At 29.9% G+C, this 19,000-nt stretch carries 22 protein-coding genes; 17 read left to right on the forward strand and 5 right to left on the reverse strand.

Going from position 1 to position 19,000, the window contains the following annotated elements; all coding sequences use genetic code 11:
- Nucleotides 1-95: 95 nt before the first annotated feature.
- From Q326_RS0109335 to Q326_RS0109355, 5 genes are all read left to right on the forward strand, one after another.
- On the forward strand, nucleotides 96-917 hold the full coding sequence (locus tag Q326_RS0109335) for a motility protein A (RefSeq protein ID WP_026895146.1): 822 nt from the start codon (nucleotides 96-98) through the stop codon (nucleotides 915-917).
- Nucleotides 901-1,635, forward strand: coding sequence for an OmpA/MotB family protein (locus tag Q326_RS0109340; protein WP_051531351.1), 735 nt, complete (start codon nucleotides 901-903; stop codon nucleotides 1,633-1,635). The genes Q326_RS0109335 and Q326_RS0109340 overlap by 17 nt, the downstream gene beginning before the upstream one ends.
- An 86-nt stretch (nucleotides 1,636-1,721) precedes the next feature.
- The gene (locus tag Q326_RS0109345) at nucleotides 1,722-1,964 is read left to right on the forward strand and encodes a hypothetical protein (protein ID WP_026895148.1); all 243 of its coding nucleotides are present in this window, start codon (nucleotides 1,722-1,724) and stop codon (nucleotides 1,962-1,964) included.
- A gap of 103 nt (nucleotides 1,965-2,067) precedes the next feature.
- Nucleotides 2,068-2,280 carry a hypothetical protein gene (locus tag Q326_RS0109350; protein ID WP_026895149.1) on the forward strand — a complete coding sequence of 71 codons (213 nt, stop codon included), beginning with the start codon at nucleotides 2,068-2,070 and terminating at the stop codon, nucleotides 2,278-2,280.
- Between the two features lie 122 nt (nucleotides 2,281-2,402).
- Nucleotides 2,403-3,293, forward strand: a complete 891-nt coding sequence (locus tag Q326_RS0109355) for a diacylglycerol/lipid kinase family protein (RefSeq protein ID WP_026895150.1) — start codon at nucleotides 2,403-2,405, stop codon at nucleotides 3,291-3,293.
- A gap of 5 nt (nucleotides 3,294-3,298) precedes the next feature.
- On the opposite strand, the gene Q326_RS0109360 is transcribed toward Q326_RS0109355, so the two are convergent.
- Both Q326_RS0109360 and Q326_RS0109365 read right to left on the reverse strand, forming a co-directional pair.
- Nucleotides 3,299-3,715, reverse strand: coding sequence for a bactofilin family protein (locus Q326_RS0109360; protein WP_026895151.1), 417 nt, complete (start codon nucleotides 3,713-3,715; stop codon nucleotides 3,299-3,301).
- A 20-nt stretch (nucleotides 3,716-3,735) separates the two neighbouring features.
- Nucleotides 3,736-4,686, reverse strand: a complete 951-nt coding sequence (locus tag Q326_RS0109365; RefSeq protein ID WP_084489598.1) for a M23 family metallopeptidase — start codon at nucleotides 4,684-4,686, stop codon at nucleotides 3,736-3,738.
- A 150-nt stretch (nucleotides 4,687-4,836) separates the two neighbouring features.
- Here Q326_RS0109365 and Q326_RS0109370 point away from each other — a divergent pair, with 150 nt between their 5' ends.
- The 11 genes from Q326_RS0109370 (at nucleotide 4,837) to Q326_RS0109420 (ending at nucleotide 16,565) form a co-directional block, all read left to right on the forward strand.
- Entirely contained in the window at nucleotides 4,837-5,292 is a 456-nt protein-coding gene (locus Q326_RS0109370; RefSeq protein WP_026895153.1) for a MarR family winged helix-turn-helix transcriptional regulator, read from the forward strand.
- Nucleotides 5,293-5,345: 53 nt separating this feature from the next.
- On the forward strand, nucleotides 5,346-6,353 hold the full coding sequence (locus Q326_RS0109375) for a LacI family DNA-binding transcriptional regulator (RefSeq protein ID WP_026895154.1): 1,008 nt from the start codon (nucleotides 5,346-5,348) through the stop codon (nucleotides 6,351-6,353).
- A 174-nt stretch (nucleotides 6,354-6,527) separates the two neighbouring features.
- Nucleotides 6,528-8,054, forward strand: coding sequence for a histidine ammonia-lyase (hutH, locus tag Q326_RS0109380; RefSeq protein ID WP_026895155.1), 1,527 nt, complete (start codon nucleotides 6,528-6,530; stop codon nucleotides 8,052-8,054).
- An 18-nt stretch (nucleotides 8,055-8,072) separates the two neighbouring features.
- A complete protein-coding gene (gene hutU, locus Q326_RS0109385) occupies nucleotides 8,073-10,103 on the forward strand; it encodes a urocanate hydratase (RefSeq protein WP_026895156.1) in 2,031 nt (676 codons plus the stop codon).
- Nucleotides 10,104-10,124: 21 nt separating this feature from the next.
- Nucleotides 10,125-11,021, forward strand: coding sequence for a glutamate formimidoyltransferase (ftcD, locus tag Q326_RS0109390; protein ID WP_026895157.1), 897 nt, complete (start codon nucleotides 10,125-10,127; stop codon nucleotides 11,019-11,021).
- A 9-nt stretch (nucleotides 11,022-11,030) separates the two neighbouring features.
- Nucleotides 11,031-12,305, forward strand: a complete 1,275-nt coding sequence (gene hutI / locus Q326_RS0109395) for an imidazolonepropionase (RefSeq protein ID WP_026895158.1) — start codon at nucleotides 11,031-11,033, stop codon at nucleotides 12,303-12,305.
- 12 nt (nucleotides 12,306-12,317) lie between these two features.
- Nucleotides 12,318-12,488: a DUF896 domain-containing protein gene (locus Q326_RS18220; protein WP_084489599.1), complete on the forward strand. Its 171-nt coding sequence runs from the start codon at nucleotides 12,318-12,320 to the stop codon at nucleotides 12,486-12,488.
- Nucleotides 12,489-12,625: 137 nt separating this feature from the next.
- Nucleotides 12,626-13,081 carry a chemotaxis protein CheW gene (locus tag Q326_RS0109405; protein WP_026895159.1) on the forward strand — a complete coding sequence of 152 codons (456 nt, stop codon included), beginning with the start codon at nucleotides 12,626-12,628 and terminating at the stop codon, nucleotides 13,079-13,081.
- A 157-nt stretch (nucleotides 13,082-13,238) separates the two neighbouring features.
- On the forward strand, nucleotides 13,239-14,402 hold the full coding sequence (locus tag Q326_RS0109410; protein ID WP_026895160.1) for a sensor histidine kinase: 1,164 nt from the start codon (nucleotides 13,239-13,241) through the stop codon (nucleotides 14,400-14,402).
- 1 nt (nucleotide 14,403) lies between these two features.
- Nucleotides 14,404-15,060: a response regulator gene (locus Q326_RS0109415; RefSeq protein WP_034601784.1), complete on the forward strand. Its 657-nt coding sequence runs from the start codon at nucleotides 14,404-14,406 to the stop codon at nucleotides 15,058-15,060.
- 77 nt (nucleotides 15,061-15,137) lie between these two features.
- On the forward strand, nucleotides 15,138-16,565 hold the full coding sequence (locus tag Q326_RS0109420; protein WP_026895162.1) for an aminopeptidase: 1,428 nt from the start codon (nucleotides 15,138-15,140) through the stop codon (nucleotides 16,563-16,565).
- 40 nt (nucleotides 16,566-16,605) lie between these two features.
- Here Q326_RS0109420 and Q326_RS0109425 read toward each other — a convergent pair whose 3' ends face one another.
- Nucleotides 16,606-17,535, reverse strand: a complete 930-nt coding sequence (locus tag Q326_RS0109425) for a selenium metabolism-associated LysR family transcriptional regulator (protein WP_026895163.1) — start codon at nucleotides 17,533-17,535, stop codon at nucleotides 16,606-16,608.
- Between the two features lie 234 nt (nucleotides 17,536-17,769).
- On the opposite strand from Q326_RS0109425, the gene Q326_RS0109430 reads away from it, so the two are divergent.
- Nucleotides 17,770-18,417: a phosphatase PAP2 family protein gene (locus Q326_RS0109430; protein ID WP_026895164.1), complete on the forward strand. Its 648-nt coding sequence runs from the start codon at nucleotides 17,770-17,772 to the stop codon at nucleotides 18,415-18,417.
- Between the two features lie 80 nt (nucleotides 18,418-18,497).
- On the opposite strand, the gene Q326_RS17070 is transcribed toward Q326_RS0109430, so the two are convergent.
- Together Q326_RS17070 and Q326_RS0109440 are read right to left on the reverse strand one after the other, a co-directional pair.
- The gene (locus tag Q326_RS17070; RefSeq protein ID WP_034601787.1) at nucleotides 18,498-18,668 is read right to left on the reverse strand and encodes an aspartyl-phosphate phosphatase Spo0E family protein; all 171 of its coding nucleotides are present in this window, start codon (nucleotides 18,666-18,668) and stop codon (nucleotides 18,498-18,500) included.
- Between the two features lie 41 nt (nucleotides 18,669-18,709).
- Nucleotides 18,710-18,898 (reverse strand): KTSC domain-containing protein, encoded by a 189-nt coding sequence (locus Q326_RS0109440; protein WP_026895165.1) that lies wholly within the window; start codon nucleotides 18,896-18,898, stop codon nucleotides 18,710-18,712.
- Nucleotides 18,899-19,000 lie beyond the last annotated feature (102 nt).

Raw genomic sequence — 19,000 nt, forward strand, 5'->3', positions numbered from 1 at the left:
TACTGAGATAACAATATTACACCTTAGGTATAATAAAATTTAAAATTATGATAAAATCATTAACAGAAATATAATAAAACTATAAGGAGATTATTATGAGAATAGTAAATAAATCTAAATATAAGATTATTATTATAACTGCACTTATAATGCTTTTGATTCATTCATTGGTTGGAAGTATATCTGTGAAACAACTACTAAACTTCAGGGCTATTGAGATAATAATTGCAGGGGTACTCTTTACTGTAATAATTGCATTTTCATTTGATACATTAATATTTACATACCATATTATAAAAAGATCATTTGGATATGAGGAAGATTATGAAGGAGAAATATATAAAATTTATAATTATGCCATAAGGGTAAAAAAATATGGTGCATTAAAACTCCAATCCAGTATAGACACTGAAGAGAATAAATTTGTTAAGGATGGAATCCAATTAATATGTGATTATGTAAAGCCTGAAGATATACAAGATGTATTGACTAAAGATATACAGGCAAAAAAAGAAAATTTATATAGGCCATATAATCTACTCAAAATGGTAGCACAAGTGTCGCCAGCATTTGGTTTGGTAGGGACACTTATTGGAATGGTGGGGGTGCTTTCAAATATAGACAATCCACAGATGATAGCTATAAATATGTCTTCTGCTTTAGTTAGTACTTTATATGGGGCATTAATTTCAAATTTTATAGCTATACCGTTAATGGGAAGGGTAAAAGAAATGATTGATAAAGATATTTTAAAATATAGAATAATAAAAGAGGGCATCTATTTAATAGGAAAAAATGATACAACAAGAAATGTTTTTGATAAAATGAATGCTATGTTACCTGATGAAAAAAGAGTTGAAAGTCCAGTAAGAAGAATAACTAATGAGGGGAATAATATATATGAATCCAATAATTAATGATGAATATGATAATAAAGATTCCTTGGATATACCATCGTATTGGATGATAACATATAGTGATATGATAACTATTATATTATGTTTTTTTATAGTATTTTTTGTGCTTTCTGCCAACGAAAATAGTTTGTTATATGAGGTGAAAAAGTCTTTAACTAATAAAATAGGATCATTGGAAACTAAGAATGAAAAGCTTGTTAACGAGAATAAAAAGTTACTAGAAGATAAAGTCGAATTGGCTAATAAACTATTTAATTTGAAAAATATTGAAGAAGATATGGGAGAATTTCAAGAAGGCTTTATAAAATATTTAAGGGATCATGATATGCTTAAAGATGTATATTTAGTAGAAAATAGTGAGGGGTTATTGATAAGATTTAAAGACTCTGTAATTTTTTATAGTGGTCATGCCAGTATAACTAAAGAAGGATATGAAATTTTAGATAAGATATCAGATAAATTATATACTGTAGAGAATAAAATAAGAGTTGAAGGATTTACGGACAATATACCTATAAATACAGAAAAGTATCCATCAAATTGGGAACTGTCAGTTGCTCGGTCAATAAATGTAGTAAAATATTTTATTGAAAAAAAAGGTATAGATGAAAATAGATTTTTGGTTATGGGATGGGGAGAACATAAACCCATAGCGTCCAATGATATTCCAGAAGGTAGAGCAAAAAATAGAAGGATAGAGATTACTATATTAAACTAAGCCCATTGGGCTTTTTTTTACATAAAAAATAATTTTAAGGAAAAAATATATTTGAGACTATAATATTAGATTTGGAGGAAGTGTATATGGAAAAGGTATGTCCATTATGCAATAAAATAAAAGATATAGAGGAAATGTGTCCTAATTGCAGAACTAAAATGGAAGATAAAGGAAGAATAGTAGATTATCTTGATGCATATAGCCCCTATTTATCCAATGAAGTTACTGAAAAAGTTGATGGTGCGCCTAATGATAAATGTGTACATTTATTTCAATGTCCCCAGTGTGCTGAAGAAAAAAGAGTGGAAATAGATAAAGTAGAATTTTAGAATATTAGTATCTCTAAAGGGAAATAATTTTAATATAAATGAAATTTCAAAAAACTTTCTTAAAAAAGCTTATATTAAATTTGGTAGAGGGAGGTGCAAGTATATGAACATGAATGAAAGGGATTCTGTAAAGAAAAAGATTTTGGACAGTCAAGAGATGGTTAGAGACTATGAAATGTTGGCTAAACAAACTACAGATACAGAGTTAGCAGAGACATTTAAGATATTTGCTGAAGAATCAGGGATGCAAGCTAGAAGACTTCAGGCAATAATGGATAAGATGGAAGGAAAATCTAAAAAGTTTAAAAGGAAATAGGCCTCTTTATTAAGAGGTCTTTTTTTACATTTTGTGAAAGGGCTTTACAGTTTCTTGTAATTAGTTTAAAATGTGTTTGAGCATATGTTGTTATTTGATAATATATTTTGGAGGACAAACACATGAAAAAAGTAAGGATTATATATAATCCATCGTCAGGTAGACAGATTATGGAGAAAAGAATAGATATGATTTGTAAGATATTAATAAATAAGGGTTATATTATTGGGAAGTTTGCTACAAAGAAAAAAAATGATGCCATGAATGAGACTATAAAATGTTGTAAAGAAGATTGGGATATTATTATTGCCTGCGGAGGAGATGGTACTGTAAATGAAATAGCTACTGGAATACTTTTGGGAGGGAGAAAGATACCAGTGGCAATATTAGCAGGGGGTACTGTGAATGATTTTTCAAACGACATGGGATTGCCACGAAGTCCTAAAAAATTTTGCAATATGATAGATGAAGGAAAAACCGAGGATGTGGATGTAGGAGAAGTTAATGGAAAATACTTTGTAAATGTGGCAGCAGGAGGATTGTTAACCAATGTAGCTCATCAAGTACCTATAGAATTAAAAACAATTTTGGGTCGAATGGCATATTATATAGAGGGTTTAAAAGAGATACCTAAACAAAAATTTAAACCTATAAGAATAAGGGTTGAAAGTGAAGAATATAGTGGTGAAGAGGATATATTATTATTTTTGATATCGAATGGTAAATCCATAGGAGGATTTAAAAAATTAGCTCCTAAAGCCGAGGTAAAAGATGGATATCTTGATTGTATTATAATTAAGAAATCTGAGATACAAGATATAATTTCTATATTTATGAAATTATTCATGGGTGAACATATAAATCACCCCAATGTTATTTATTTTAAGACTAGAAAAATATATATAGAATCTAATGATAAAATAGATATAGACATTGACGGAGAACATGGTGGAATATTACCAGCAACATTTAATGTAATTCCCAATGCATTTAGGATATTGGTAAATAAGTAGACAGCCTATTTGGCTGTCTTTTCTTCCGTTCTATTCTCATTTTTCACCATAGGCTTAACTTTATTATCATCTAAAGTTTTTTTCATTTTACATGAACCTTCAAATATTGCTTCTTCATCAACTACAAAACTTGTAACTTCTATATCACCATATAATTCTCCTGTATTTGTAATTCGAAGTTGTTCTTCAGTATTTATATTGCCTATTATAGTACCAGATATTAATATATTATTGCAAAATATATTTCCTTCAACTTTACCATCATTGCCTATAATGGCGTCTCCATCTACATGAAGATCTCCAATAAGATGACCATCTAATCTTATAGTGCCTGAACCGTGAACCTTTCCTTCAACTTTTGTATTACTTCCAACCAATGTATCAAAGGCATTGGAACTAGTTTCTACTTTCTTTTTAAACAAACTGATTACCTCCTATGTATTTATTTTTTGTTTTTCCCTAAAATATTATTGGGATTGATTGGTTTTCCTTTATATCTAACTTCAAAATGCAGATGATTACCTGTAGATTTTCCCGTATTTCCCATTTCAGCTATAACTTGTCCTTTTTTAATGTTTTCTCCTACTTTAACATGAACTTTGTTGTTATGCCCGTACATGGATTGGTAATTATAACCATGATTTATAACAATTAATTTACCATATCCACTTCTGTATCCACAATATGTAACTACTCCAGAACCAGCCGATTTTATATTAGTGCCTTTTTTATTAGCTATGTCTATACCATAATGAAATTCTCTTCCCCTTCCAATGGGATTGGCTCTGTATCCAAATCCTGATGTAATTTTACCAGTTGTAGGCATTAAATTTGGCTCTGCATCAAGGAATTTAAGTTTTTCATCAACATCTACTATTAAATTGTCCATTTGGGTTTTACTTTTGTCAAGCATCAAAGATAGATTGTCTATTCTCTGTTCAAAATTAACAATATTATTTCTATTTACACTTGAGGAGCCTCTATTAGACGACAGTAGCAAATCATTTTTATCGTTTTTAGGATATTCCTTTATACCTACCATATCTTTTACAGTATCTTGAAGAATTAATAAAGAGGCTAATTTTTTTTCTGCTTCCTCTGTTTTAGATTTTAATGTAATCAATTCTTCTTTTTGCTCATTGTTTATTAATTCTAATTTTTCTATAGTATCTTTTTGAGTATTATGACTAATATACATTTGTTTATAAGATCTAATGAGACTTATGGTAATAATTAGAGAGCTTATTAGAAAAACTATAGAAAAAATAGTTATAAACTTTGGAAACCAAGAAGGCAATTTTATTTCTTTTACTCGATCAGATTTCGGTATTATTAATATAGAGAATGTTTGTTCTCTGTTTGATTTTAGATGCTGAAACTTCAAAAAACTCATCCTTTCACCAATATTTTTATTTCATAAATTAACTAATTCTATAAAATAGTTTGAAAACCCTTTTTAAATTTAAGAATGTGAAAAAATAAAGGAATTTTTATATTATTTATAGAAAATAAGAACTAAAGTGAAAGTTTGGAGGTAAAAACAATGTATGATGCAATGAATGAAAGTTTTTCTGAAAATGTAATAGATATAGAAAAATATTTAAGAAAAATAGATTATATAATTAGGTTAAAGGGAAGGGAGATATTAAAGGATTTTAATATTACAGGACCCCAATTTATAGCACTTCAAAAGTTGATAAATAAAGAGAATATGACAATAGGAGGTCTTAGTAGAGAAATGTCTTTGGCTTGTAGTACAGTTACAGATTTAGTAGATAGAATGGAAAAAAATAAGCTTGTAACTAGAATAAAAGATTCTAATGATAAGAGAGTAGTAAGGATTAGGGTAAATAAAAATGGTCATAGATTAGTAGAAGAAGTTTTAAAGAGAAGAATACTCTATGTTAATGAAAAATTAAAAGATTTTGAAGAAAAAGACAAAGAATTTCTTAAAAAAAACTTAGAATCTCTATATGAAGCTATGAAAATGGGAAAATAAATGATAATCAGTGAATTAGATATGGTATAATTATAAAAAATGGAGGTGGAACTATGTCTGTTACTATAAAGGATGTTGCTAAATTAGCTGGTGTTTCTATTTCTACTGTATCTAGAGTAATAAATAGTTCTAAGCCAGTTAGCCCAGAAGTGAAGAAGAAGGTCTTAGAGGTTATAGAAGAGATAGGATATAAACCCAATGAAATTGCTCGAACTTTGGTTACAAAAAAATCATTTTTAATAGGTGTTATAGTTACGAATCTAAGTAATTCATTTGTGACTGAGATGGTAAGAGGTATAGAAGAGATAGGAAAAATGTATAATTATGATATATTGCTTTGTAGCACATATGGTGATAAAGAAGCAGAGTATAAATATATGCAGTTATTAAATAGAAAACAGGTAGAGGGTATTATATTAATATCTGAAGTTCTAAATGAAGGCGTAAAGAGACAAATTAAACAGTATGACATACCCTTTGTGTTTTTGAGTCGTGATTCTTACGAAAGTGAATATTCTACAGTTTCAATAGATAATTACGATGCTTCCTATGAGATGACAAATTATTTAATAAGTCTTGGACATAGAAATATTGCATATGTAACAAATGAAAAGGAAACAAAGTCTATGGAGAAATTTAGGCTTGAGGGCTATAAGAAGGCAATAAGCGAAAATGAAAATATGAAAGAACTTGTATTTTATTCTGAGGGGAAAAAAGTAGAACAGGGATATGAAGTAGCTAGAGATGTTTTAAGCTGTGATGAAAAGATAACGTCTGTATTTTGTAGCAGAGATGAGTTAGCTATAGGGGTTATCAATTATTTCTACGATAATGGAGTAAATGTACCAGAAAATATATCTGTGGCAGGATTTGGTGATATACCTATGGCATCTATTTTCAGACCAAAACTTACTACTATAAGGGAACCTTTTTATGACATAGGTGCTGTTGCTATACGAAAGATAATTAAAGAATTAAAAGGTGAGAAGACTAATGAAGAACATATAATATTACCTTTTCAAATACAAAAAAGGAAAAGTTGTATAAAGAATAAATCTTAAAGAGCCAAAATTTAATTAGGCTCTTTTTTACTTTATCAAATTAGAGTTATAATTTGCTAAATTTTTCAAGTGGTATAAAAAAATGTAAAAAAATAAAGGATATGTGACAGTGAGATAGAATAAATAAGTAATAGACGATAAAAATTAATTATATAAGGAGTTGATTATATAGTAATGAAAAAGATTATAATAGATGGAGAAAATTTATCTATAGACCAAGTTGTAGATGTGGCAAGGGATTTTTGTAAAATAGAGCTTTCTGATCTTGCTATAAAAAAAATAAATAAGGCCAGAAAGCTGGTAGACAAATATGTTGAAGAAGAAAAAGTAGTTTATGGTATAACAACAGGATTTGGGAAGTTTAGTGATATATATATATCTAAATCTGAAACTAAAAAATTGCAAAAGAATCTTATCATGAGTCACGCCTGTGGAGTGGGAAATCCTTTATCCGAAGAAATATCTAGGGCTATAATGACTTTAAGAGTAAATGCCTTGGCTAAGGGAAACTCAGGGATAAGATTATCTACTATAAATACATTGATAGATATGATAAACGGAGGTGTAACTCCTATAATACCAGAAAAGGGCTCTTTGGGGGCCAGTGGTGATCTTGCTCCTTTGGCCCATATGGTCTTAGTAATGATGGGGAAAGGAGAAGCTATATATAATGGAGTTAGGATGTCAGGGGCTGAAGCTATGGAAAAGGCAGATATTCAAACAGTGGAGTTGACATCTAAAGAAGGATTAGCCCTTATTAATGGAACTCAGGTTATGACTGCAGTGGCTACACTTACAATATATGATGCATTGAATTTGATGAAATCTGCGGACATAATAGCTTCTATGACTATAGAAGCGTTAAATGGAATAATAGATGCATTTGACGAGAGGATACATAATGTTAGACCTCATAATGGTCAGATAGAAACTGCAAAAAATATTTCAAGAATTTTAAAAAATAGTAATATGGTTACAAGACAGGGAGAAATTAGAGTTCAGGATGCTTATACATTGAGATGTTTGCCGCAAATTCATGGTGCAACAAGGGATGCTATATATTATGTTTTAGATAAAATAAATATAGAAATAAATTCAGCAACAGATAATCCACTGATATTTTCTGACGAAGGAGATGTAATTTCTGGAGGAAATTTTCACGGACAGCCTATGGCTTTAGCATTAGATTTTTTAGGAATAGCGTTATCGGAACTTGCAAATGCATCGGAAAGAAGGATAGAACGCCTTGTTAATCCTTCGTTAAGTGGGCTACCTGCTTTCTTAACTGAAAAAGGGGGACTAAATTCGGGATTTATGATACTTCAATATTCGGCAGCTTCTTTGGTATCAGAGAATAAGGTTTTGGCCCATCCTGCAAGTGTAGATTCAATACCATCATCTGCAAATCAAGAAGATCATGTATCTATGGGCACTATAGCTGCACGCAAGGCAATGGAAATATTGAAAAATACTAGGAATGTATTGGCCATGGAGATGTTGGCATCAGCTCAAGCCATAGATTTAAGGGGAAATATAGGATTAGGTATGGGAACTAAAATATCATATGAAATAATAAGAAATCATATTAAATCACTTAATGAAGATAGGGTCATGTATTGTGACATCAATAAGTGTGAAGAAATTTTGATGTCAAATATGATTGTATCAAGTGTTGAAAAAGAGATTGGTATATTAAATTAGTGTTAAAGGAGGATGGATATGTTAAATAATTTTGACATTTCAAAGGGGATGACTATAAAATTAGAGGATAAATCACCAGATTATCCTCAATTTGTCCAAGGTATAAGAAGGGCACCAAAAAGAGAGTTTAATCTTACTAAAGAAGAGACAAAACTAGCATTAAAAAATGCATTGAGATATGTTCCAGAATCATTACATGAACAATTGGCACCGGAATTTTTAGAAGAATTAATTTCAAAGGGGAGGATTTATGGATATAGGTTTAGACCTGAAGGATGTATAAAAGGTAGGCCAATAGACGAATATAAAGGAAATTGTATAGAAGGAAAGGCATTCCAGGTAATGATAGACAATAATCTAGATTTTGATGTTGCATTATATCCTTATGAACTAGTGACATATGGTGAGACAGGTCAAGTGTGTCAGAATTGGATGCAATATAGATTGATAAAGAAATATTTAGAAAGATTGACTATAAATCAAACTTTGGTTATAGCATCAGGACACCCATTGGGGCTATTTGAGTCGAGACCTGAAGCCCCTAGAGTAATTATAACTAATGCACTTATGGTGGGCATGTTTGACAATCAAAAAGAGTGGCAAAAGGCACAGGCTTTAGGTGTTGCAAATTATGGACAGATGACCGCTGGGGGATGGATGTATATAGGACCTCAGGGTATAGTTCATGGAACATATAATACGATTTTAAATGCGGGAAGACTTAAATTAGGTATCGGTCAAGAAGAGGACTTGAGAGGATATTTATATGTAACTTCTGGATTGGGAGGTATGAGTGGAGCACAAGGGAAATCTATAGAAATAGCCAATGGAGTAGGTATAATTGCAGAAGTTGACGATTCAAGAATACAGACTAGGTTAGATCAGGGTTGGATAACAAGGGCTTCAAATAATCTAAAAGAGATATTTGATATAGCATTAGAATATAAAAATAATAAAAAAAGCATATCTTTAGCTTATCATGGCAATGTAGTAGATTTATTAGAATATGCTGTAAAAAATGATATTCATATAGACCTTTTATCTGATCAAACATCATGTCATGCCCCTTATGATGGAGGTTATTGTCCCCAAGGAATTTCTTTTGATGAAAGAACAGAATTGTTAAATACAGACAAAAGAAAGTTTGGAAAACTGGTAGATGAATCATTAAAAGCACATTTTAATTATATAAAGGAGCTTGTGAATAGAGGAACATATTTCTTTGATTATGGCAATAGTTTTATGAAGGCTGTATATGATGCAGGTGTAAAAGAAATATGTAAGAATGGTATCAATGAAAGGAATGGATTTATATTCCCATCTTATGTGGAAGATATTATGGGACCTATGCTTTTCGATTATGGATATGGTCCTTTTAGATGGGTGTGTTTAAGTAGAAAGCATGAAGATTTGATGAAGACTGATAGGGCTGCTATGGATTGTATAGATCCTAATAGAAGGGGACAGGATAGAGACAATTATGTATGGATTAAAGATGCAGAGAGCAATAAGCTAGTAGTTGGAACTGAGGCTAGAATTCTTTATCAAGATGCTATGGGCAGAGCCAAAATTGCACTTAGATTCAATAAAATGGTGAGGAATGGAGAAGTTGGACCAATAATGTTAGGCAGAGATCACCATGATACTGGAGGAACTGATTCACCCTTTAGGGAGACAGCCAATATTAAAGATGGTAGTAATGTGATGGCAGATATGGCAACCCATTGTTTTGCAGGTAATGTAGCTAGGGGCATGAGTTTAGTTGCATTGCATAATGGTGGAGGAGTAGGTATTGGTAAGGCTATAAATGGAGGATTTGGGTTAGTATTAGATGGTAGTGACAGGGTGGATGATATAATAAAATCTTCTATTCCATGGGATGTTATGATAGGTGTATCACGAAGATCTTGGGCAAGAAATGAAAACTCTATAGAAACTTGTGCTGAATACAATAGAACTTATGGAGAACATAATCATATAACATTACCTTTTATAGCTAATGATAATTTAATTGATGATTTAGTTAGTGATATCTTTAAAAAACAGTAAATATAGAAGGGGGAAGAGAAAGTGGCAAGTATAATTCAATGCGTACCTAATTTTAGTGAAGGAAGAAATAAAGATATTATAGAAAAAATAGTTTCTGAGATAAAAAAGGTAGATGATGTTAAGCTTTTAGATTATTCTTTAGATTCAGATCATAATAGGTCAGTGGTGACTTTTGTTGGTACACTAAAGGGAGTAGAGGAAGCGGCATTTAATGCATGTAAAATGGCGTCGGAGCTTATTGATATGACTAATCATAAAGGAGAACATCCTAGGATGGGAGCTACAGATGTAATCCCTCTTATTCCTATAAAAGATGTGACAATGGATGATTGTATTGAATTATCCAAAAGATTAGCAAAAAGAATAGGAGAGGAGTTAAATATATCTGTATTTTTATATGAAAAGTCAGCTATTTCTAAAGATAGAGAAAATCTAGCACATATTAGAAGAGGACAGTATGAAGGAATGGAAGATAAAATCAAGGAAGAAGAATGGAAACCAGATTTTGGACCTGTAAAATTAAATAAAAAATCAGGAGTTACTGCTATAGGTGCAAGGATGCCTCTAATTGCTTATAATGTAAATTTGAATACCAATGATATAAATATAGCAAATAAGATAGCAAAAGCTGTAAGGGGAAGCAGTGGTGGATTGAGATATTGTAAAGCTATGGGAGTAGAAATCAAAGAAAAAGATATAGTTCAGGTTTCTATGAATATGGTTAATTACGAAAAAACGCCTTTATATAGGGTTTTTGATATGATAGAGAGGGAAGCTAAAAGATTTGGAGTAAATGTATTAGAGAGCGAAATTATAGGGTTAGTCCCTTCTTATGCATTAATAGATTGTGCTAGATATTATTTGAAAATTGATGGATTTAAAAAAGATCAGATATTAGAAAATAGATTAGGAGAATAGGTGGTATTTATGAAGGCTAATATAGTTATAAATAAAATAACTCAATTGATACCTGTGGACGAAATAAAAGGGCCTAGAAGAGGCATAGAAATGAAAAATATAAGAAAAATAGAAGATGGGATAATAGCTATATATAATAATAAGATAATTTATGTAGGCAGTGGTGAATTACCTGATCATATACAGACTGATAATGATACCATATTTATAGATGGAAGTGGAAAGACTGTTCTACCTGGTTTTGTAGATGCTCATACCCATTTAGTACATGGAGGTTCTAGGGAAAATGAACTAAAAATGAAATTAGAAGGTATGTCATATATGGAAATATTGAAGTCTGGTGGGGGCATATTGAGTTCTGTAAAGGCAACTAAAAAAGCGACAGAAGAAGAATTGGCAGAAAAAGCCATGAAGGTTTTAGACAGGATGTTAAAGATGGGTACTACTACAGTAGAGGCTAAAAGTGGATATGGTCTTGATGTAGAATCTGAAATTAAACAGTTAAAAGTAGCGAATAAACTTAATGATGTACATCCAGTTGATATAGTATCTACTTTTTTAGGTGCCCATGCTGTACCAAATGAATATAAAGACGATGTTGATGGTTTTGTAGAGGTTGTAATAAATGATATGATCCCAAAAGTTTCTGAACAAAAACTAGCAACATTTTGTGATGTGTTTTGTGAAGAGGGAGTTTTTAATATTGAACAGTCTAAAAAGATATTAGAAGCGGGAAAAGAACATGGACTGACACCTAAAATTCATGCAGATGAGCTTTATCCAATGGGAGGTGCTCAATTATCTGCCCAGGTTGGTGCTTTGACAGCAGACCATCTTGCAGCTGCAGAAGAAGAAGGTCTATTAGCAATGCAACGAGAGGGAGTAATAGCAAATTTATTGCCCGGCACATCATTTAATTTAAATGTAGGAAAATATGCATGTGGTAGACAAATGATAGATATGGGATTACCTGTGGCGCTTTCTACAGACTATAATCCAGGAAGTTGCCCCACAGAAAATATACAGTTAATAATGTATTTGGCTTCTTTAAAGTATAAGATGACTGCTGAAGAGGTGATTTCAGCGGTAACTATAAATGGAGCAAGTGCATTAGGATTACAAGAAAAGATAGGGAGCTTAGAGACTGATAAAAACGCGGATATAGTAATTTTAGATGTCCCAAATATTGATTATATATTATATCATTTTGGCATAAATCATGTTGATACTGTAATCAAAAATGGTAAAATAGTAGTTAGTGATAGAAAACTAATAAAGGAATAAGGAGTTGGATTTATGCTATCTAAGGAAAAATTAGACAGAATAAATGAATTGGCAAAGAAAAAAAAGGATGTAGGTTTAACTGAAGAGGAATTAGTAGAACAGAAGAAGCTTAGGGAAGAATATATTAAGGAGTTTAGAAAAAATTTTAAGAAACAGTTGGATAATATAGAATTTGTAGATTAAAGCTACTATTTTAGTAGCTTTAATCTTTGTATAAATAAAATATAATTAAATAAATTTATCAAATATAGAAGGATAATATAGAAATTTGTAGAAATATAACTTAATTAAGAATATTATTTGAGAAAGGAAGGGTGGCTATGGCTGAGAGACAATTTGTAGTTTTTAAGTTAGGAAAAGAAGAGTATGGCATAGATATAATGAATGTAAAAGAAATAGGCCCTTATAAGGAGAGTACAAAAATACCAAATTCCCCCAGTTTTATTGAAGGAATAATAAATTATAGGGGAGAAGTTATACCTATTATAAATCTTAAAAAAAGATTTAAATTAAAAGAAAAAGAAATCGATGGCAATACGCGAATCATAGTGATAAATCTTGGAGAAAAACAAATAGGGTTTATAGTAGATGAAGCATCTCAAACTGCTAGACTAAGTGACGAGGATATAGATCCTACACCAGATATAGTTGCAGGAATAGATAGAAGATATATAACAGGAGTGGGAAAATTAGATGAAAGGCTAATAATTTTGATTGATCTTGAAAAGGTTCTGACTGAGTCTGAAAGAAAAGAGATTGAAAATATGGATATTTAAATCAACCCAATTATCAAAACAGCCAGATAAAATCTGGCTGTTTTGATAATTGGGTTGATTTAGTTAATTAAATAGTATTATAAAACTAATATTTAATAACCGCAAATTTTGATATAATAATAACATATGTTATTTACAGATGATTAGAGGTGTTACTATGGAAGATATATCTTCTACTGGAAAAAAGATAAATGAAGTATTACAGAAAACCTTATCTGCAATTGAAAATGGGAAAAATGAAATATTTGATATTGCAGAAAACTTGAGAAAAGAATGCGAGGCATTAAGGGTTCAAATTAAGAATGTCCAAAACAAAATTGATCAATGTATAAGAGATGTAACTAAATTAGAAACTCAAGAGAAAAACGGTAGAAAAAAATTATTGGTGGTGAGTAAAAATTTTAACAAATATAATGAATATGATATAAGGAAAGCTTATGAATATGCAAATAATATGAGAATAAGGCTCATGTTAAAGCAGCAAGAAGAAAAGGACTTAGTTAAAAGAAGAAATGATTTAGAAATAAGACTTAAAAATGTAGAAACCACTTTAAAAAAGGCAGAAGGATTGATGACTCAAGTTGGACTGGCTTTAGAATATCTTGGCGGTGATTTAGATGATATAATAGAAACTGTTGAAGATATGAGCAAAAAACAGCTATTGGGAATCAAGATTATTGAGGCTCAAGAAGAGGAAAGACAAAGAGTAGCTAGAGATATCCATGATGGACCAGCACAATCTATGGCAAATGTAGTCTTAAAGGCAGATCTATGTGAAAAACTTATACATATAGATAAAGATAGAGTGAAAGGTGAACTTAATGACTTAAAAAAAATAGTGAGAAAAAGTTTAAAGGATATAAGGAGAATAATATATGATTTGAGACCAATGTCATTAGATGATTTAGGACTTGTGCCTACAGTTGAAAGATATAGCGAAATTTTCAGTGAAGAGACTTATATAGATGTGAGAGTCAATGCCATAGGAGAGGTAAAGAGGATAAAATCTGTTATACAGATAGCTTTATTTAGAATAATACAAGAATCATTAAATAATGTGCGAAAACATTCCAATGCAACACAAGTAAAAATAAATATGGAGAATACATATAATAGTTTCAATTTGATTGTAAGTGATAATGGAGAAGGTTTTGATAAGAAAAAAATAAAATGCTATGATAATCCTGAAAAAGGCTTAGGCATAGAAGGCATGAAGCAAAGGGTAGAGTTGTTAAATGGTAAATTTGATATTCAAACAGCCCTTGGCAAAGGAACGAAAATATATATAAATATACCCATTAATGAAAGGATTGATAGTTAGTATGAGTGATAAAATAAAAGTATTGATAGCTGATGATCATTCTCTTATGAGACAGGGGCTGACTCAGCTGTTACAATTAGATAAGGCAATAGAGGTTATAGGAGAAGCATCTGATGGGGAGGAAGCGGTTAAGAAGTCCATAGATCTGAAACCAGATGTTATTTTGTTAGATATAAATATGCCAAATATGAATGGTATAGATGCATTGAGAAGGCTAAAGGATATGGGGATTGATTCTAAAATAATAATGCTTACTATTCATGATGACAGGGAATATTTAAATGAAACAATAAATATAGGTGCTGATGGATATGTATTAAAGGATGCAGATTCTGATACATTAATCCAAGCCATAAAAGAAGTTATAAGGGGAAAAAGTTATATACAGCCTTGTTTAGCTGCTCTATTAGTAAAAAAATATAGAAAGAGTAGTGGAAAATCAATACAGGGATCGAAGAAGGATCTATTGACCAGAAGGGAATATGAAGTCATTTCACTTATAGCTGAGGGATTAAATAATAGGGAGATAGCAGATAGATTGTTTATAAGTGAAAAGACTGTGAAGAATCATGTATCTAATATATTTAAAAAAATAGACGTGAATGATAGAATACAAGCAGCAATATTTGCATATAAAAATAATATTAAAAAAATATAATAAAATATTATTTTAGAATTTTGGTAGAATATAGTATAAGATAATATAAAGTTTTAAATAATTTGGAGGGATAATATATGAATAAAAAAGATAGCCATAGTAATATTGAAAAAAAATTGACCCATGATTGGAAATTAGTATGGGATGAGATTGATGATGTTGAAGAAAAGAATGTACTAGATTTTAATGAAGACTATAAAAGATTTTTAGATGGGAGTAAGACCGAGAGAGAGTCTGCAAATGCAATTATAGAATTGGCAAAACAAAATGGGTATTCAGATATAGAAGAATACATACGAAATAAAAAGTCGATTTCTCCAGGCACTAAAATTTATGCTAATATAAAAGGAAAAGCTGTAGTTATGTTTGTCATAGGGAAAGATGATATTACAAAGGGAATGAATATAGTAGGAGCCCATATAGATGCTCCGAGAATAGATTTAAAACAATTCCCTTTGTATGAAGACTCAGGATTGGGGATGTTTAAAACTCATTATTATGGTGGAATAAAAAAATATCAATGGGTATCATTGCCTCTATCACTTCATGGAGTAGTAATAAAATCTAATGGGGAAAAAGTTAATGTGAAAATAGGTGAAGATATTAATGAACCGGTGTTTATGATAACAGACCTTTTGCCTCATCTAGCAAAAGACCAAGTAAGCAAAAAATTATCTGAAGGTATAACGGGAGAGGGATTAAATATATTAGTAGGAAGCATACCTTACACAGATAAAGATATAAAAAATAGAATAAAAATAAATATATTAAATATACTTAATGAAAAATATGGAATTACAGAAGAAGATTTTACTACGGCTGAATTACAAGCTGTACCTGCAGGAAAAGCTAGAGATGTGGGATTTGATAGAAGTATGATTTCATCCTATGGACATGATGATAGAGTTTGTTCATATACTGCTTTGAGGGCTATACTAGATATAGATAATCCGAAAAGAACATCAGTAGCATTATTTGCAGACAAAGAAGAGATAGGGAGTTATGGTAATACGGGGATGCAATCAAAATTATTAGAGAATATAGTATCGGAAGTTACAGCATTAATCAAAGGTGATTACAATGAACTTCTTACTAAAAGAGTATTATATAATTCTAGAGTATTATCTGCAGATGTTTGTGCAGGCTTTGATCCTAATTATCCAGAAGTATTAGACAAAAAAAATGCACCATTTTTAGGAAAAGGTGTTACTATGGTTAAATATACAGGTTCAAGAGGAAAAAGTGGCAGCAATGATGCGAATGCAGAGTATATAAGTGATATTAGAAGAATATTTAACGAAAACAATATAATTTGGCAAATGGGAGAGTTAGGAAAAGTAGATCAAGGGGGAGGAGGAACTATAGCATACATGCTTTCGAATTATGGTATGGAAGTTGTAGATTGTGGTGTACCTGTACTTAGTATGCATGCCCCTTATGAGATAGTAAGTAAAGCTGATGTATATATGACATACAAAGCCTATAATGCATTTTATAAAAACTAAAAGTAAAAAGGACTAAGTTCAAAGACGGACTTAGTTCTTTTTAATGGGTAACAAATAAGGGATTTTTTATTAAAGGTATGTTATCAATGATAAAATTTTTAAAGGTATTAGCTAAAGGAGACAGGTACTTATTTTTGTTATAGACAAAATAAAAGGATCTATGTAGATTTAAACCTTCTATATTAAAGGCTTTAAATATCCCAGAATTTACTTCATTGGCTATAGCATAACTGGACATAAAGCTAACACCCATATTCAGCTTTATATAAGCTTTAATGCTTTCGTTATCATCAAGATAACTTACTATATTAAGGCTTGATATATTAAGATTTGACTCTTCAAGTTTTTTTTCTATAAGTAATCTAGAACCAGAGCCTTTTGTTCTGAATAAAAACTTTTCTTTTAAAATGAATTCTTTATTTAACGTTTTAAAATTTTCATAATTATATTTGTCCAAGTTAGGGGTGACAAGAAAAAGTGTATCTTCTAATAGGTCTATATATTTTAAAGAATTATTTTTATGCTTAGTTCCAACTATTCCAAAGTCTATATATCCATCCAATATGTCCTGGATTACACTTTGAGAGTTGTTATGATTTATAGTAAAGGTAACATCTTGGTATTTATCAGTAAAGGATTTGAGAATAGAAGGAAGAATATATTGTTTAGGTACTGAACTAGAACTAATAGTTAAATGTCCATTTACTTTATTTTTATATGTTTTTAGTTGAAATTGAGCCATTTCTTTAAGGCTTAATATGTTTATAGCATATTTATAGAAAATCATTCCAGAATTTGTAGGAGAAATTTTTTTCCCATTTCTATTTAATAAAAATGTTTTTAGTTCTGATTCTAGGTTTTGGATATGACTAGTTATAGTAGGTTGGCTTAAATACAATTTATTTGCTGCTTTAGAAAAGCTTTTTAGATTTACAACTTCGATAAAGGATTCTAATTGTTTGAAGTCCACAAGCATACCTTCTTTCCATATGATAATAAAAATATTTTTATAAACTTTAGTTGTTAAAATGGAAATTTATAAGATAAATTAATATTAATGAAAAAAATATTTTTTGTCAAATATCAAGGTTTTCTAACTATATACGACTATAAATTTTAAATTTTTATATAGATTTTATTGAAATATACTTGAAAATATAAGTCAAGTAAAATAAAATATACTTCATAAATGGAGGAAGTATATATGAGCAAAATAAAAAATAATAAAAATAAAATAATTGTCTTTTTGGCACTAGTAATTTTGAATATGCTTTATTTATGGACTAATAGATTGAATATGCAGATACATTTAACAGAGTTATTTATAGACAAGCATATACCTTTAGTAAAATATATGATAATACCTTACTTTTTTTGGTATATATATGTGTGGATGGTATTTTTCTATTTGGCAGTCAAGGATGAGAAGTTGTTTTTTACTCACAGTAAAGCTACAATAATAAGTAAAAGTATATGTATTATATTGTTTTTAGTATATCCAACATTTGTAATTAGACCAGAAATAACAGGGCAAGATATCTTTAGTAAGGCGTTAATTCATTTATATGCTAGTGATAACCCAGTAAATGCATTGCCTAGTATACATGTTTTGCAGACTATATTAACCCATATAGCAATAATTAACATAAGAAATGCTACTAAAAAATTAAAGATAAGTTCTAGCATAATATCTATGTTAATTATTTTATCTACGGTTATGACGAAGCAACATAATATTATTGATGTATTTGCAGCCTATATACTGGCTATTATAGTGATTAAGATTGTATATTTGTTGGACTATAAAAAATGTAAGCTCAGTATAGTAGAAGACGTAGTTATTAATAGATAATATATAGTTATATTTGATATTGTTTTATATTAGTAATTACAATGTTGAATAATTATAAAAAACTCCTTTTAAGGAGTTTTTTATAATTTGTTTTTAATTATTTCGTTGTATTTTGTAATAGCACTGTTAAGGATTTGACTAGCTGCAATAACATCTGGATCTTGTAAATTCCAATCCTTTTTTTCAATCATCTTATTTAAATTATTTCTCAATTCTTCAATATCATTGAGCAAATCCTGAAGTTCAGACATGTTTATAACCTCCTAAATATAAATTATAAGACTTAAATAAATTAATTAGAAGAATAGAAGTTTTCTAATAAAGAATTTCTATAATACTCCTTGCTAGTTGAGTTTAAGAGACCTTGGTAAACTAATTGGGGAACGTTATTATATGAAAACTTTGCTCCAGATTCATATAGAATTATTAAATTTTCATTTTCTGGAGTATATAGTATATCTAATATTTTGTCATCATTCAAAGGTTTAACCTCCTCATATATAAATACATATATTATTTGCACTGTTTTTATTTTATTATATCCTTAATCTAAAGTTTTATAAGGTATAAAAATAAAAGGACT

Source organism: Clostridiisalibacter paucivorans DSM 22131, from assembly GCF_000620125.1.
GTDB lineage: Bacteria > Bacillota > Clostridia > Tissierellales > Clostridiisalibacteraceae > Clostridiisalibacter > Clostridiisalibacter paucivorans.

Excerpts from the sequence above, each read along its gene's own strand:
- Q326_RS0109345 (WP_026895148.1), top strand. The coding sequence starts at position 1,722 with ATGGAAAAGGTATGTCCATTATGCAATAAAATAAAAGATATAGAGGAA.
- hutU (WP_026895156.1), top strand. The coding sequence starts at position 8,073 with ATGTTAAATAATTTTGACATTTCAAAGGGGATGACTATAAAATTAGAG.
- Q326_RS0109370 (WP_026895153.1), top strand. The coding sequence starts at position 4,837 with ATGTATGATGCAATGAATGAAAGTTTTTCTGAAAATGTAATAGATATA.
- Q326_RS0109335 (WP_026895146.1), top strand. The coding sequence starts at position 96 with ATGAGAATAGTAAATAAATCTAAATATAAGATTATTATTATAACTGCA.
- Q326_RS18220 (WP_084489599.1), top strand. The coding sequence starts at position 12,318 with ATGCTATCTAAGGAAAAATTAGACAGAATAAATGAATTGGCAAAGAAA.
- Q326_RS17070 (WP_034601787.1), bottom strand. The coding sequence starts at position 18,668 with ATGTCTGAACTTCAGGATTTGCTCAATGATATTGAAGAATTGAGAAAT.
- hutI (WP_026895158.1), top strand. The coding sequence starts at position 11,031 with ATGAAGGCTAATATAGTTATAAATAAAATAACTCAATTGATACCTGTG.
- Q326_RS0109365 (WP_084489598.1), bottom strand. The coding sequence starts at position 4,686 with ATGAGTTTTTTGAAGTTTCAGCATCTAAAATCAAACAGAGAACAAACA.
- Q326_RS0109350 (WP_026895149.1), top strand. The coding sequence starts at position 2,068 with ATGAACATGAATGAAAGGGATTCTGTAAAGAAAAAGATTTTGGACAGT.
- Q326_RS0109340 (WP_051531351.1), top strand. The coding sequence starts at position 901 with ATGAATCCAATAATTAATGATGAATATGATAATAAAGATTCCTTGGAT.
- hutH (WP_026895155.1), top strand. The coding sequence starts at position 6,528 with ATGAAAAAGATTATAATAGATGGAGAAAATTTATCTATAGACCAAGTT.
- Q326_RS0109375 (WP_026895154.1), top strand. The coding sequence starts at position 5,346 with ATGTCTGTTACTATAAAGGATGTTGCTAAATTAGCTGGTGTTTCTATT.
- Q326_RS0109415 (WP_034601784.1), top strand. The coding sequence starts at position 14,404 with ATGAGTGATAAAATAAAAGTATTGATAGCTGATGATCATTCTCTTATG.
- Q326_RS0109405 (WP_026895159.1), top strand. The coding sequence starts at position 12,626 with ATGGCTGAGAGACAATTTGTAGTTTTTAAGTTAGGAAAAGAAGAGTAT.
- Q326_RS0109410 (WP_026895160.1), top strand. The coding sequence starts at position 13,239 with ATGGAAGATATATCTTCTACTGGAAAAAAGATAAATGAAGTATTACAG.
- Q326_RS0109420 (WP_026895162.1), top strand. The coding sequence starts at position 15,138 with ATGAATAAAAAAGATAGCCATAGTAATATTGAAAAAAAATTGACCCAT.
- Q326_RS0109355 (WP_026895150.1), top strand. The coding sequence starts at position 2,403 with ATGAAAAAAGTAAGGATTATATATAATCCATCGTCAGGTAGACAGATT.
- Q326_RS0109430 (WP_026895164.1), top strand. The coding sequence starts at position 17,770 with ATGAGCAAAATAAAAAATAATAAAAATAAAATAATTGTCTTTTTGGCA.